The organism is Pseudomonas cistanchae, from assembly GCF_054483635.1.
Genome location: NZ_JBTLWN010000001.1, coordinates 1256308 through 1270470, shown reverse-complemented (window position 1 = coordinate 1270470; position 14163 = coordinate 1256308). Strand labels below are relative to the sequence as shown.

At 62.8% G+C, this 14163-nt stretch carries 16 protein-coding genes; 8 read left to right on the top strand and 8 right to left on the bottom strand.

The features are described 5' to 3' along the window. Nucleotides 1–9: 9 nt before the first annotated feature. Nucleotides 10–1002: an SDR family oxidoreductase gene (locus ACX0MV_RS05830; RefSeq protein ID WP_458981522.1), complete on the bottom strand. Its 993-nt coding sequence runs from the start codon at nt 1000–1002 to the stop codon at nt 10–12. Between the two features lie 263 nt (nt 1003–1265). Between ACX0MV_RS05830 and ACX0MV_RS05825 the strand changes: the two genes are divergently transcribed. From ACX0MV_RS05825 to ACX0MV_RS05815, 3 genes are all read left to right on the top strand, one after another. Next, nucleotides 1266–1571: a DUF1244 domain-containing protein gene (locus ACX0MV_RS05825; RefSeq protein ID WP_458981521.1), complete on the top strand. Its 306-nt coding sequence runs from the start codon at nt 1266–1268 to the stop codon at nt 1569–1571. Further along, a complete protein-coding gene (locus tag ACX0MV_RS05820) occupies nt 1568–1909 on the top strand; it encodes a HopJ type III effector protein (RefSeq protein ID WP_458981520.1) in 342 nt (113 codons plus the stop codon). The genes ACX0MV_RS05825 and ACX0MV_RS05820 overlap by 4 nt, the downstream gene beginning before the upstream one ends. A 166-nt stretch (nt 1910–2075) precedes the next feature. Then, entirely contained in the window at nt 2076–2663 is a 588-nt protein-coding gene (locus ACX0MV_RS05815; protein ID WP_458981519.1) for a putative glycolipid-binding domain-containing protein, read from the top strand. A 91-nt stretch (nt 2664–2754) separates the two neighbouring features. Here the strand turns inward: ACX0MV_RS05815 and trxB are convergent, their stop codons facing one another. Further along, complete coding sequence (trxB, locus tag ACX0MV_RS05810) at nt 2755–3705, bottom strand: thioredoxin-disulfide reductase (protein WP_458981774.1); 951 nt, start codon at nt 3703–3705, stop codon at nt 2755–2757. A gap of 312 nt (nt 3706–4017) precedes the next feature. Between trxB and cysZ the strand changes: the two genes are divergently transcribed. Beyond that, nucleotides 4018–4755 carry a sulfate transporter CysZ gene (gene cysZ, locus ACX0MV_RS05805; RefSeq protein ID WP_458981518.1) on the top strand — a complete coding sequence of 246 codons (738 nt, stop codon included), beginning with the start codon at nt 4018–4020 and terminating at the stop codon, nt 4753–4755. Between the two features lie 92 nt (nt 4756–4847). On the opposite strand, the gene ACX0MV_RS05800 is transcribed toward cysZ, so the two are convergent. The 5 genes from ACX0MV_RS05800 to ACX0MV_RS05780 all read right to left on the bottom strand — a co-directional run bounded on the left by ACX0MV_RS05800 (nt 4848) and on the right by ACX0MV_RS05780 (nt 8659). Continuing rightward, nucleotides 4848–5957, bottom strand: a complete 1110-nt coding sequence (locus tag ACX0MV_RS05800; protein ID WP_458981517.1) for an NADH:flavin oxidoreductase — start codon at nt 5955–5957, stop codon at nt 4848–4850. A 41-nt stretch (nt 5958–5998) separates the two neighbouring features. Continuing rightward, nucleotides 5999–6592, bottom strand: a complete 594-nt coding sequence (locus tag ACX0MV_RS05795; RefSeq protein WP_458981516.1) for a TetR/AcrR family transcriptional regulator — start codon at nt 6590–6592, stop codon at nt 5999–6001. 118 nt (nt 6593–6710) lie between these two features. Beyond that, nucleotides 6711–7448 (bottom strand): nitroreductase family protein, encoded by a 738-nt coding sequence (locus ACX0MV_RS05790; RefSeq protein WP_458981515.1) that lies wholly within the window; start codon nt 7446–7448, stop codon nt 6711–6713. 95 nt (nt 7449–7543) lie between these two features. After that, a complete protein-coding gene (locus ACX0MV_RS05785) occupies nt 7544–8026 on the bottom strand; it encodes a glutathione peroxidase (RefSeq protein ID WP_458981514.1) in 483 nt (160 codons plus the stop codon). 147 nt (nt 8027–8173) lie between these two features. After that, on the bottom strand, nt 8174–8659 hold the full coding sequence (locus ACX0MV_RS05780) for an FKBP-type peptidyl-prolyl cis-trans isomerase (RefSeq protein WP_458981513.1): 486 nt from the start codon (nt 8657–8659) through the stop codon (nt 8174–8176). On the opposite strand from ACX0MV_RS05780, the gene ACX0MV_RS05775 reads away from it, so the two are divergent. The 4 genes from ACX0MV_RS05775 to ACX0MV_RS05760 all read left to right on the top strand — a co-directional run bounded on the left by ACX0MV_RS05775 (nt 8628) and on the right by ACX0MV_RS05760 (nt 13433). After that, on the top strand, nt 8628–8993 hold the full coding sequence (locus tag ACX0MV_RS05775) for a DUF3565 domain-containing protein (RefSeq protein WP_458981512.1): 366 nt from the start codon (nt 8628–8630) through the stop codon (nt 8991–8993). The two genes, ACX0MV_RS05780 and ACX0MV_RS05775, sit on opposite strands and share 32 nt — an antisense overlap. Before the next feature lie 3 nt (nt 8994–8996). After that, the gene (locus ACX0MV_RS05770; RefSeq protein WP_458981511.1) at nt 8997–10181 is read left to right on the top strand and encodes an acetate kinase; all 1185 of its coding nucleotides are present in this window, start codon (nt 8997–8999) and stop codon (nt 10179–10181) included. 37 nt (nt 10182–10218) lie between these two features. After that, nucleotides 10219–12312: a phosphate acetyltransferase gene (gene pta, locus ACX0MV_RS05765; protein WP_458981510.1), complete on the top strand. Its 2094-nt coding sequence runs from the start codon at nt 10219–10221 to the stop codon at nt 12310–12312. Nucleotides 12313–12524: 212 nt separating this feature from the next. After that, the gene (locus tag ACX0MV_RS05760; RefSeq protein WP_458981509.1) at nt 12525–13433 is read left to right on the top strand and encodes a 1-acylglycerol-3-phosphate O-acyltransferase, YihG family; all 909 of its coding nucleotides are present in this window, start codon (nt 12525–12527) and stop codon (nt 13431–13433) included. 54 nt (nt 13434–13487) lie between these two features. Here ACX0MV_RS05760 and ACX0MV_RS05755 read toward each other — a convergent pair whose 3' ends face one another. Next, nucleotides 13488–14147 (bottom strand): YiaD family glycine zipper/OmpA-like lipoprotein, encoded by a 660-nt coding sequence (locus ACX0MV_RS05755; protein ID WP_458981508.1) that lies wholly within the window; start codon nt 14145–14147, stop codon nt 13488–13490. Between the last annotated feature and the right edge of the window lie 16 nt (nt 14148–14163).

Here is a 14163-nt window from a genome sequence, read left to right as displayed (position 1 = left end):
GTGAACGGGTCAGGCGGCCAGGCCGATAACGATTAACAGCACGATGGCCGCCAGCAGCCCGAGCAGCGCGCCGCGATGCATGGTGCACCACAGCTGCAGGCTGGAATCGCGAGCCTGCTGGTCGAAACGGCCATGGCTGCCCATGTCCCTTTCCACCGCATGGAACAGGTTATCCGGCCGGTTCGCAGGCAACGGCTGATTGCTCTGCTGGCTGTCGTAACCCTGACGGCTGAGTACCCAGTCGGCGAAGGCGGGCACCAGCTTGTTGCCATAGATGGCTTTGACCGCGGGAAAACCGACGCACAGTTCGCGACGCCGGTGATAGGCCGCCCATACGATGCCGCGCGCGGCGACTTCGGGCTGGAAGATAGGCGGCACCGGCTGCGGCTGACGTGGCATGCGGGTGCGTGCCCATTCGAATTGCGGGGTGTTGAACGCAGACAGATGCACCGTGGTCAGGTGCACGCGGCTTTTTTCGTGCATCAGCTCGACCCGCAGCGAATCGGTAAAACCCCGGCAGGCGAACTTCGCGGCGCAATAGGCGGACTGCAGCGGAATGGCGCGATACGCCAGCGCCGAGCCGACCTGCACGATGGTGCCGCGGTTGCGCGCACGCATATACCTGAGCGCCGCGCAGGTGCCATGCACCATGCCCAGGTAAGTGACTTCGGTGACCCGGCGATACTCGTCGGCGGTCATCTGCGCGACCGGCGAAAGTACGGTGAGCATCGCGTTATTGACCCACACATCGATTTCGCCCAGCTCCGCCTCGATCCGCGCTGCAGCGGCCTCGACCTGCTCGGCATCGGCTACATCCAGGGCTTGCACCCAGGCTTGCCCCCCTGCAGCCTCGACCTCCGCCTGCGCCGCCGCCAGACCAACAGTGCCGCGCGCCAGCAATGCGACCTTGGCACCCCGCCGGGCGAATGCCACGGCGGTGGCACGCCCGATACCGGCCGAGGCGCCGCAGATCACCACCACCTCGTTGCGGGTAAGGCTCATCGCGGCACGCGCCCGACAGGTGCGCTTGTGCAAAAGCGGGCTGAATATTCTGCGGGCATTAGGGGAGCTTCCAGGCTGGTGAACAGGCAAGGCGGCGAGTGGCCGCTCTCTGGAAATGACCCTCTGCGCTTCGCCTAAGTTCAGCCTATCCGCGGCCCCTGATAGGCCTGCAGCCCTGTGCCTGTCACATCGAGCGGGGTATTATCGGCCCCGCGGCGCTACCGCCTGCGCCGTTGTCACTATCCCTATCGCAGAGCATCGCCATGACCGAGCAAGAACGCCTTGAACTGGAAGCCGCTGCCTTCCGCAGCCTGCTGCAACACCTGCGCAGTCGCCCTGATGTGCAGAACATCGACATGATGAACCTGGCCGGTTTCTGCCGGAACTGCCTGTCCAAGTGGTTCAAGGCGGCGGCCGATGATATCGGCGTAGATGTCAGCCCCGAGCAGGCCCGCGAAGAGATCTATGGCATGCCCTATGGCGAATGGAAAGCCAAGTACCAGAAAGAGGCCAGCACCGAGCAGCAGGCGGCCTTCAACAAGCAAAACAGCAAGGCCGGCAAGGCATGAAGGCACTCGAGGAATTCCGCACGCGCCTGCTCGACGGGCAGTTCACCTTCGCTGAAACCCTGGCTTTTATCGACGAGCACTACCTTTACCAGCCAAGCGCATTCCGCAACGGCCCGGTTGCCAATGCCGCCGGGCAGAACGAAGGTTCGTGCAAGACCCTCGGCCTCGCGAAGCTGGAAGGCTTGAGCCTGGAGGAAAGCCTGCGCTGCTTTGGCGAACATTACCGCAGCGTACTGGCCACCCCGCAAGGCTCGGACCACGGCAATATCCGCGCCTTGATGGCGAGTGGATTGGACGCCGTGCACTTCGAGCAGCCCTCGCTCGCCCGCAAGGCCTGAGGCATTTCGCCGCGCAAGAACTTGCGCAACTGTCGGCAAAGGCTGACATACATCACAAAAAACTGCGTTTATGCTGCACACCAGTAACCGAATGGACGCCAGGGAAGGTGCCACGCTGTAACTCTCCCGCTGCCCGTCGGCCCTTACCTGGCTTGGAGTCGCGCAGATGCAGCAGACCTTGGTATGGAAACCATGGCAAAACCCCGGAATGGAAAACCTGCAACTGAACCGGGACGACACGGGCATACACGCCACCAGTCACCTGATGCAGAGTTTGCAGGGCACCAGCATCGCCGCATCCTATGTACTGAACTGCGATCCGCGTTGGCGCTTTCGGCGGCTGTGGATGAAGGTCGATAATCACGGCCAGCGCAGCATCGACTTGCGGCGCGATATTCGTGGCATCTGGTACAACAACGGCGAACCGCGCCCCGACCTGCTCGACTGTCAGCACGTCATGCTGTCTGCCTCGCCGTTCACCCACACGCCACTGTTACAGCGTTGCGCCCTGGAAATCGGCCAGAGCCATGCACTGCGGGTGGCCTACATCGACGTGCTCACGCTCACCGTCGAAGCCCGCAGCCAGCGCTATCACTGCGTACGCCAACAGCGTGGGGAAACGCTCTACCGCAGCGAGCCAGAGGGTGCCGCAAGCAGCGACCTGACGGTCGACGAGCATGCCCTGCTGATGCATTCGAGCGATCACTTCGTGCGCCTGAGTTCGCGCGACCTGAAGCTGAACACCTGGGTCTGACCACGACGCCTGCACAGTTTCCACACAGCAAGACGCCGCTTGCCGTAACCGGCAAACGGCGTTCTCCTGTGGCGGCGATGAAGCGCTTGCGTTACAGGTCGTCGAGATAGCGCTCGACGTCCAATGCCGCCATGCAACCCGCGCCCGCCGAGGTGATCGCCTGACGGTAGACGTGATCGGCCACGTCGCCTGCAGCAAACACACCGGGCACACTGGTAGCCGTAGCGTTGCCGTCGCGCCCGCCGTTCACCACCAGATAACCATCCTTCAAGGCCAACTGGCCCTCGAACAGCGAGGTATTGGGGGTGTGGCCGATGGCGACGAACAGGCCATCGACTTTCAACTCCTCATGACCCCCTTCGATCTTCCTCAGCCGCACTCCGGTCACGCCCATGGCATCACCCAGCACCTCGTCGATCTCGGCGTTCAGCTTGAGCACGATCTTGCCCTCCGCTACCCGCGCCTGCAGCTTGTTCTGCAGGATCTTCTCGGCACGGAAGCCGTTGCGCCGGTGCACCAGAGTGACCTTGCTGGCGATGTTGGCAAGATAGAGCGCCTCTTCCACCGCCGTGTTGCCGCCACCGACCACCGCGACTTCACGGTTGCGATAGAAGAAGCCATCGCAAGTGGCGCAGGCCGATACGCCCTTGCCCATCAACGCCTCCTCGCTCGGCAGGCCGAGGTAACGCGCGCTCGCACCGGTGGCGATGATCAGCGCGTCGCAACTGTAGGTGGCACTGTCGCCGAGCAGCGTGAACGGCTTGCCGGCCAGGTCGACCGCATTGATATGGTCATAGACGATCTCGGTCTCGAAACGCTCGGCGTGTTCCTGCATGCGCTGCATCAGTGCGGGCCCGGTCAGGCCATGGACATCGCCAGGCCAGTTGTCGACTTCCGTGGTGGTGGTCAACTGGCCGCCCGCCTGCATACCTGTGATCAGCAGAGGCTTGAGGTTGGCGCGCGCAGCGTAAACGGCCGCGCTGTACCCGGCGGGGCCGGAGCCCAGGATGATCACGCGGGCATGACGGGTGGTCGACATAATTGACTCCAGATAAAAAGGGGCAGCCAAAACGCCTGGGGAAAGGCTTGAAGATCGGCGGCCCCGCAAAGGCAGGATCGTTGAATGAAGCGAAGGCTACCCAGCGGCGCGCCGGCAAGGAAGTTTCGTTTGCCAATACGCGGTATAGATATTTGCTATCGAAATAGTGCGGCGAGCCAAACGAGAACCGGCACGCGGCAATCTGAAGGTCCTACAAGCACTCGCACAGGTGCGGCTGGTCGCTGGATCGGCCAGGCTTTTCCCCGCCCCACAAAGCCGGTAAGGTCGGCGCGACTTTGTCCTGCGGAGATACCCATGCCTGCCCCTGTTCTGTCTGGCCCGCAATACCTCAAGGAAGGCCTGAAATTGGTCCTGAGCCCTGGGTTGCGCTTGTTCGTGCTGTTACCGCTGACGATCAACCTGATTCTTTTCGTCGCCCTGGTCGGGTTCGCCATGCAGCAGTTCGGCGGCTGGGTCGACACCTTCATGCCGAGCCTGCCGGACTGGCTGAGCTTTCTCGAATACATCCTCTGGCCGTTGTTCGTGGTGCTGGTGCTGCTGATGGTGTTCTTCAGCTTCACCATGCTGGCCAATATCATCGCGGCGCCCTTCAACGGCTTTCTCGCCGAGAAAGTCGAAGTGGTGGTGCGCGGCGAAGATACCTTTCCACCCTTCAGCTGGGCGGAGCTGTTCGCCATGGTGCCGCGCACCCTGGGCCGCGAACTGCGCAAGCTGGGCTACTTCCTGCCACGCGCCATCGGCCTGCTGATTCTCAGCTTCATCCCGGTGGTCAACCTGGTCGCCGCACCGCTGTGGTTGCTGTTCGGCGTGTGGATGATGGCCGTTCAGTACATCGACTACCCGGCGGACAACAACAAAATGAGCTGGCAGGACATGCTTGCCTGGCTGCGCGAGAAGCGCTGGCAGAGCCTGGGTTTTGGCGGGATTACCTATGCGGTGCTGCTGATTCCCTTCGTCAATATCCTGATGATGCCGGCGGCGGTCGCGGGCGCCACGGTGTTCTGGGTCCGCGAGCGTGACAGCCTTCAATAGCCGCACCCGCCTTTACGCGGACGAAAAAAAGCCCCGATGTGCCGGGGCTTGAGGAGTGTGCGCCGTTTTGCGGCGCACCCAAAAGCGTAGCGTCAGACCAGGGTGCTCAGGGCATCGCGGCTGAACGGCAGAATGTCCTGCTCGCGGCCTTCGCGGACCTTGACGGCCCAGTCCGGGTCGACCAGCAGCGCGCGGCCAACGGCAACCAGGTCGAATTCCTGCTTGTTCAAGCGCTCCAGCAAGTTTTCCAGGCTGGCCGGCTCGGCAACCTTGTCGGTCTTGACCATGAACTGCAGGAATTCGCCGTCCAGGCCGACGCTGCCGACGGTGATGGTGGGCTTGCCGGTGAGCTTGCGCGTCCAGCCAGCCAGGTTGAGGTCCGAACCGTCGAACTCCGGCTCCCAGAAGCGGCGAGTCGAGCAGTGGAAGATATCCACGCCGGCATCGCTGAGCGGCTTGAGGAAAGCTTCCAGAGCCTCCGGGGTTTCCACCAGACGGGCGCTGTAATCCTGCTGCTTCCACTGCGAGAAACGGAAGATGATCGGAAACGCCGGACCAACCGCAGCACGTACGGCCTCGACCAGCTCGATGGCAAAACGCGAACGCTGCGCCAGATCACCGCCGTATTCGTCGGTGCGCTGGTTGCTGCTGGCCCAGAAGAACTGATCGATCAGGTAGCCGTGAGCGCCGTGAATTTCCACGCCGTCCATGCCGATGCGCTGGGCATCCTTGGCGGCCTGGGCGAAGGCGCCGATCACCTCGTCGATGTCGGCCTTGGTCATGCCATGCACGACCACATTGCCATCCTTCACTTTCTCGCTCGGGCCGTAACCCGGCACGCCGGCATCCGGCTCGGTGCCGAGACGACGCACGTTACCCACATGCCACAGCTGCGGAACGATCTTGCCGCCTTCGGCATGCACCGCCTCGACCACTTTCTGCCAGCCGGCCAGGGCGTCTTCGCCATAGAAACGCGGCACATGCGGGTAACCGTTGGCAGCCTTGTGGCCGACCGTGGTGCCTTCGGTGACGATCAGGCCGACACCGCCAGCGGCGCGGCGACGGTAATATTCGATCACCTTGCTGTTGGGCACACCACCCGGCGAAAACGAACGGGTCATGGGCGCCATCACCACGCGGCTCGGTAACTCGAGCGAACCCAGATTGAACGGTTGAAACAGCGCTTTTACCGAATCGGTCATCATTTTTCCCCTGTCGGTCAGCCGACCGCACATTTATCGAATCAGGCCTGCAACAGCAGCTGCAGGCGGTGAATAAAATCGTCCAGCGCGCGGGTGTTGCTCGACACCTTCAAGCGCGTCAAGGCGCCCTGCCAGGCGTTGGCGACAAAGCTCGCCAGGTTGCGGCAATCCTCGTTGGCGGGCAGCTCGCCGGCCGCCTGGGCCTGTTCCAGGCAGGCCTGCAGGATGTCCGCAGAGCGCTGCAGAATCGCATCGACCTCCGCACCCAGTTGCGGCGAGAGCTCGGCCATCTCGAAACTCAGGCTGCCAATAAAGCAGTGGTATTCGAGACGCTCCTGGCTGGAAAAGTGGGCAACCAGTTCGCCGTAGTAACCAAGGATGCGGTCGCGCGGACTGAGCGTCGGGTTGGCGAGGGCATCGGCATAGCGCTGCAGGCGCGGCTGGTAGACCTGCTGCAGGGCTTGCAAGGCGAAGTCTTCCTTGCTGGCGAAGTAGTGGTAGAACGACCCTTTGGGCACACCCGCTGCCTGCACGATCTCCTGCACACCAGCGCCGTGGTAGCCACGGCGGGTCATCACCTCGGCGCCTTTGGCCAGGATCAGGTCACGCTTGTCGAGTCGGATGCTTGTATTCATGCCGACAGGATATGACCGGTCGTCTCGCCCCGCCCAGCACTATTGATCTGCGTGATTAAGGATCAGAACTCTGCGTGGGATCAGTGTGCCGTTGCAGAGCAACGCTGGGGCACCATGCCTATAACCAAGTCACGTGCTGTTCCAGTGGGAAGCGCAAGCGCGGGTTATAGACGCCCTTCTCGGTCTGCCGGCCGACGGCCAGCAGCATGATCGGAATCGCCTGCCGCGGAATCGCCAGCGTCTTGCGCAGGCGGACTTCGTCGAAGCCTTCCATGGGGCAGGTTGCGTAGCCGTGGCTCTGAAACGCCAGCATCAGGTTCTGCGCGGCCAGCGCGGTGGATTTCACCGCCCAGATCGCCATCTGTGCGTGGCTGTTGGGGCTGCGCATCAGCGGTTTGCGCAGGGCGGCGACACGCAGCAGCTGGCGTTTGAAAAACCCGAGCACACCAAAAGGCCCCTGGTTGTACTGGAACGGCGCCGTCTTGCGGTAGAAGCTGCGGATACGCGCCGGCACTTCGGGTTCGGGCCAGTAGGTGATGATGTCCTGGCAAGCTTGCCGCCAGGTATCGGGGCGAGCCAGTACGGCGATGATCAAGGGCGCCTTGGCTGCATTCTGGCTCATGCACACCGGGTGCAAACGGGCCAGCAGCGCCGGGTCGCGAATCACCTGAAAGCTCCAGGGCTGCAGGTTGCAGGAGTTGGGTGCAAGCACCGCCAGCTCCAGGCAATCGCGGATCACGGCGTCTGGTATGGCCTCGGCGCTGAAACGGCGCACCGCGCGGCGGCTTTCGATCAGGCCGCGCAACGCGGCGGGGGATGCCTGGGCAGGCATGTCATCAGGGCGAAAACTGGTCATTCAGGCGTCCTCGGCAATCAGCCGATTAAGCCGCTACCAGGCGCCGGGGACAAGCTGCACCTCTGCGCAGCCCAGGCATTGGCGTAAATGGCCTGTCAGCCGAGGGCCTTTTCGATGGCCTGGATCAACGCCGGATCATCCGGTGCGGTACGCGGTGAAAAACGCGCCAGCACCCGACCGTCATGCCCCACTAGAAACTTCTCGAAGTTCCAGGTGATTTCACCGGGAAACTCCGCGCCTTCACCGGCCAGCAACCGGTACAGCGGGTGGCGCTCGGGGCCATTGACTTCAAGCTTGCTGCCCAGCGGAAAGGTCACGCCGTAGTTCAGGCTGCAAAATGCGCGAATCGCCTCCTCGCCGTCCGGTTCCTGCCCGGCGAACTGGTTGCAAGGCAACCCGAGCACCGTGAAGCCCTGATCCTTGTAGCGCTGATACAGCGCCTCCAGCCCTGCGTATTGCGGGGTCAGACCGCATTTGGAGGCAACATTGACCACCAACACCACGTGCCCCTTGAAAGGCGCTAACGGCAGATCCTGACCATCCAGTGCGCGCAGATTGAGGTCGTGAAAGGCACTCATGACTAGCTCCTTGAAGACGCTAAGGAATCCGTAGAGGACAAAAAAGGCGCCTTGAAAAGGCGCCTTTCTTTTAGCTCAGCTTAGCAGTCGGCGGCGCAGTTGATACGACCATAAGTCGACTCGCGCCTGCGACATACAAGCGATGGATCAATGGTGGTGACCACCTTCGCCGTGTACGTGGCCATGGGCGACTTCTTCGTCGCTGGCATCACGCACGTTGACGATCTTGACCTTGAAGTTCAGGCGCTGGCCGGCCAACGGGTGGTTGCCGTCAACGATCACGTCGTCGCCGTCCAGCTCGCGCACGGTGACGATCTGCATGCCGCCATCCGGGCCGGAGGCGTGGAATTGCATGCCAACTTCCAGTTCGTCGACGCCTTCGAACATCGAGCGGTTGAGGGTCGCCACCAGCTCGGCGCTGTATTCGCCGTAGGCATCTTCCGGCTCGACGGCTACGTCCAGCTCGTCGCCGACCTGCTTGCCGAGCAGGGCTTTTTCGAGGCCGCCGATGATGTTGCCGGCACCGTGGAGGTAAACCAGCGGCGCGCCGCCAGCGGAACTATCGATCACCTCACCGGCATCGTTGGTCAGGGTATAGTCGATGGAGACAGCCTTATTGGCGGCGATCAGCATGGGGCAAGACCTTTTGCATAGAAATAAAGAGCGGACAAGTCTAACCAAGGGTGCGCCTGAAAGCGACCCGAGCCCTGACAAACGGAGTGCGGCGGCAATCGTGCGGATCCGCGGTTTCCATCAGGATGAGGACGGCCACTGGGTCGCGGAGTTGTCCTGCGGTCATACCCAGCACCTGCGCCACCAGCCGCCCTGGCAGAACCGTGCCTGGGTGCTGAACCAGCAAGTGCGCAACGCGCAGATCGGCCAGGCCTTTCCCTGCGGCTGGTGCGCGGGCGAGGCGTCGGGCGCTGAAGCCGCCACTGCCACCAGCGCTGAAGACAAGGAGCACTAACCAATGCCGGCACGCAATATTCTGGTCATCAACTGCGGCAGCTCGTCGATCAAGTTTGCCCTGGTCAACGAAGCCCATTCGCAATTCACCCTGAGCGGCCTGGCGGAACGTCTGGGCAGCCACGATGCGGTGCTGCACTGGCAGCGCGGCGGCGAGAAGGACAGCCTGATGATTCCCAATGGCGATCACCGCGCCGCTCTGTCGCAATTGCTGCCGCTGATGCATGGCGCCGCAGGTGGCAAACTGCATGGCATAGGCCATCGCGTGGTGCATGGCGGCGAACACTTCACCGCGGCCTGCCGCCTGGATGACGCCAGCCTGCAGGCCATTCGCGCCACCGCCCCGCTGGCGCCGCTGCACAACCCGGCCAACCTACTCGGCATCGAAGCGGCGATGAAGCTGTTCCCCAACCTGATTCAGGTCGCGGTGTTCGACACCGCGTTCCATCAGACCCTGCCTGATTACGCGTACCGGTACGCCGTGCCGCACACGCTGTACCACGATCACGGCGTGCGCCGATATGGTTTCCATGGCACCAGCCACCGCTTCGTCAGCCACCGCGCCGCCGAGCTGGCCGGCTTGTCGATTGGCGACAGCAGCTGGCTGGTCGCTCACCTCGGCAACGGTTGCTCCACCTGCGCCATCGTCAATGGCCAGAGCCGCGACACCAGCATGGGTCTAACGCCGTTGGAAGGACTGGTCATGGGTACCCGCAGCGGCGATGTCGACCCCAACCTGCACGGCCACCTGGCACGCGAACTGGGCTGGAGCCTGGAGCAGATCGACGAAATGCTCAACAAACAAAGCGGCCTGCTTGGCCTGTCTGGACTGTCCAACGACATGCGCAGCCTTGAGCAAGCCCGCGATCAGGGTCACGCCGGCGCCACCCTGGCGATCGAAGTGTTCTGCTATCGCCTGGCAAAATCCCTGGCGGCCATGAGCTGTGCCCTGCCGCAACTGGACGGGCTGATATTCACCGGCGGCATCGGCGAGAACTCGCCGCTGATCCGCAGCAAGACCGTCGCGCACCTCAAACTGCTGAACCTGGCGCTGGACAAGGAAGCCAACGCGCGCAACATCCGCGGCGTCAGCGGGCCGATCCACGCTTACGGCCACCCGCGCGTTCTCGTCGTGCCGACCAACGAAGAACGGCAAATTGCCCTGGACACACTGGCCTTGCTTAACTGACCCGCATACGCCGGCCCTTCGCCCCGTAGGAGATTGCATGCACACCTTCTTTATCGCCCCCACCGGCTTCGGTGTCGGCCTTACCTCCATCAGCCTCGGCCTGGTCGGCGCACTGGAGCGCGCCGGCCTCAAGGTCGGCTTTTTCAAGCCTATCGCTCAACCGCACCAGGGCGACGACGGCCCGGAGCGCTCCAGCGAGCTGATCGCCCGCACCCACGGCCTGCACTCACCCAAGCCGCTGGCCCTGAGCCACGTCGAGCACTTGCTGGGCGATGGTCAGCTGGATGAACTGCTTGAAGAAATCATCAGCCTGTACCATGAGGCGGCCGCCGATAAGGATGTGATAATCGTCGAGGGCATGGTGCCGACTCGCCAGGCCAGCTACGCCGCACGGGTCAACCTGCACCTGGCCAAGAGCCTGGACGCCGAGGTGATTCTGGTCTCGGCGCCGGAGCAGGAAAGCCTCAGCGAGCTGTCCGACCGGGTGGAAATCCAGGCCCAGCTGTTTGGCGGGCCAAAGGACCCAAAAGTGCTCGGCCTGATTCTCAACAAGATCCGCAGCGAAGACGGTATCGCCGCTTTCAGCGAGCGCCTGAAAGAACTTTCGCCGCTGCTCAGGAGCGGCGATTTCCGCCTGCTCGGCTGCATTCCCTGGCAGGAGGAATTGAATGCACCGCGCACCCGCGACATCGCCGACCTGCTCGGCGCGCGGGTGCTCAATGCCGGGGACTACGAACAGCGCCGCATGCTGAAGATCGTGCTGTGCGCCCGCGCTGTCGCCAACACCGTGCAGCTGCTCAAGCCCGGCACGCTGGTGGTCACGCCCGGCGATCGCGACGACATCATCCTCGCCGCCAGCCTGGCCGCCATGAACGGCATGCCACTCGCGGGCCTGCTGCTGTGCAGCGACTTCGCCCCGGACCCGCGCATCCTTGAGCTGTGCCGCGGCGCACTGCAGACCGGTTTGCCGGTGATGACCGTCACCACCGGCTCCTACGACACGGCCACCAACCTCAATCGGCTGAACAAGGAAATTCCGGTCGATGACAAAGAGCGCGCAGAAAAAGTCGCCGACTTCATCGCCAGCCATATCGACCATGACTGGCTGCGTACCCGCTGCGGCACCCCGCGCGAACTGCGCATGTCGCCCTCGGCGTTTCGCTACCAACTGGTGCAACGCGCCCAGGCGGCAAACAAGCGCATCGTCCTGCCGGAAGGCAGCGAGCCGCGCACGGTGAAAGCCGCCGCAATCTGCCAGGCCCGCGGCATCGCGCGCTGCGTGTTGCTGGCCAAGCCCGAGGATGTGCACGCCGTGGCGCGGGCCCAGGGGATCGAGCTGCCGGACGGGCTGGAGATTCTCGACCCGGACCTGATTCGCGAGCGCTATGTGGCGCCGATGGTCGAGCTGCGCAAGGGCAAAGGTCTGAACGCGCCCATGGCCACCGCGCAACTGGACGACACCGTGGTGCTCGGCACCATGATGCTCGCTCTGGACGAGGTCGACGGCCTGGTTTCCGGTGCCATCCACACCACCGCCAACACTATTCGCCCGGCGCTGCAGCTGATCAAGACCGCGCCCGGTTACAAGCTGGTGTCGTCGGTGTTCTTCATGCTGCTGCCTGATCAGGTGGTGGTGTACGGCGATTGCGCGGTCAACCCCGACCCAACCGCCACCGAGCTGGCGGAAATCGCCCTGCAGAGCGCGGCGTCCGCCACGGCGTTCGGCATTGCGCCGCGGGTGGCGATGCTCAGCTACTCGACCGGCGACTCAGGCACCGGCGAGGAAGTGGAAAAGGTCCGTGAGGCCACGCGTCTGGCCAAACAGGCAGACCCACAGCTGCTGCTCGACGGTCCGCTGCAATACGATGCCGCGGCCATCGACAGCGTCGGCAAGCAGAAGGCCCCAAACAGCCCGGTGGCCGGGCGCGCCACAGTGTTCATCTTTCCCGACCTGAATACCGGCAATACGACTTACAAGGCGGTCCAGCGCAGCGCCGACTGCGTCAGTGTCGGGCCGATGCTGCAAGGTTTGCGCAAACCGGTGAACGACCTGTCGCGCGGTGCCTTGGTCGACGACATCGTCTATACCATCGCACTGACCGCGATCCAGGCAGCGAACCTGACCGATTAGCGGCGTGCAACCGACCGGCGCCTGTGCACGAGTGCGGTGCAGAGCAGGTGCAAGCAGCGGCTATCGTCGCCGATTGGTCGGGATAAACCGAAAGTTGCAGGGACTTGCAGTTCGGTGAACAGGCGTTAACCTGTGCGCCGACCGATCCGGGGTAGAAACCTCGGGCTTGAACGATCCGGGGCCGCGCCCCTTTTCTGGAGGCACCTGCCCCCATGCTGCATTTTCTGCCCGCGCCACTTCGTGGCTTGATCGGTGCCAGCCTGTTGGCGCTGAATACGCTTGTCTGCTGCGTTCCGCTGTTTATCGTGACCTTTTTCAAGGTCTGCCTGCCGTTTGCCGCCGCGCAGAGACTCTGCACCTGGCTGATGAACTTCATCCACGAAGCCTGGATAAGCTGCAACAAGGTGTGGATGAACATGGTCTGCAAGACCCGCTGGCACGTCGACGGCCTGCAAGGGCTGGACTATCAGCACTCCTACCTGGTCACCAGCAACCACCAGAGCTGGGTCGATATTCTAGTGCTGCAATATCTGCTCAACCGGCGCATCCGGCCGCTGAAGTTCTTCCTCAAGCAGGAGCTGATCTGGGTCCCGGTGATAGGCCTGTGTTGGTGGGCACTGGGCTTCCCGTTCATGAAGCGCTACTCCAAGGCGTACCTCGCCAAGCACCCGGAGAAAAAGGGCGAGGACCTGAAAACCACCCGAAAAACCTGCGCCAAGTTTCGCAACACCTCGGTGGGCATCTTTAACTTTCTCGAGGGCACCCGCCTCAACCCGGCCAAGCATGCGCAACAGCAGTCGCCCTTCAAGCACCTGCTCAAACCGAAAGCGGGCGGGATTGCCTTCGTCCTCGACGCAATGGGCGAGCAACTGCACAGCATCGTCAACGTGACCATTCACTACCCCCAGGGCCACCCGGGGTTCTGGTCGCTGCTCAGCGGTGAAGTCGAGGATGTGGTGGTCAACTTCCAGGAGCTGCCGATTCCGGCGGAATTTCTCGGCAAGAATTACGACCAGGACGAGACCTACCGCCTGCAGTTTCAGCAGTGGGTCAATCAGCTGTGGGAAGCCAAGGATGCCGAGCTGGCCAGTCTGCATCAGCACTACGGACCACGAAGTTAAACCGACCGAATAAAAAAGGCCTCCAATCGGAGGCCTTTTTGTTACCGCTGGCGGTTACTGCAGGGGGCGCAGATTGATTTCAACCCGACGGTTCTGCGCGCGCCCCGCCTCGTTGGCGTTGCTGGCAATCGGCTGATTAGGGCCGGCGCCGTAAGAGGAGATTCGCTGAGCCGGCACACCGTTGGCGCTGAGGTAGGAGGCGACGCTCTGCGCGCGACGGTTGGAGAGGTTCTGGTTCAGCTCCAGAGAGCCGGTGCTGTCGGTATGACCGACGATGTCGATGCCGTTCTTGTCGAACTCCTTGAACACCGTGACCAGTGAGTTGAGGGTCGGATAAAAGCTGCTGGAGATATCCGCCGAGTTGCTGGCGAAGGTGATATTGCCCGGCATGATCAGCTTGAGGTCATCGCCATTGCGCTGAACCTGCACCCCGGTGCCTTGCAGCGTCTGGCGCAGCTTGGCTTCCTGCGTGTCGACGTAGTAGCCATAGCCGCCACCGGCGGCGCCGCCCACTGCTGCGCCGATTAAGGCACCCTTGGCCCGGTCTTTCTTGCTCGATGTTGCCGCACCAATAACGGCGCCTGTCACTGCTCCGACACCACCATAGATGCCCGCTTTACCCGCTTCGCGCTCACCGGTGTAGGGGTTGGTGGTACAGCCTGCCAGGAGGGACACGCCAACCATTGCAAATGCCAGATTTCGCCACATTTTCATCAGTACTTCCTTTGCT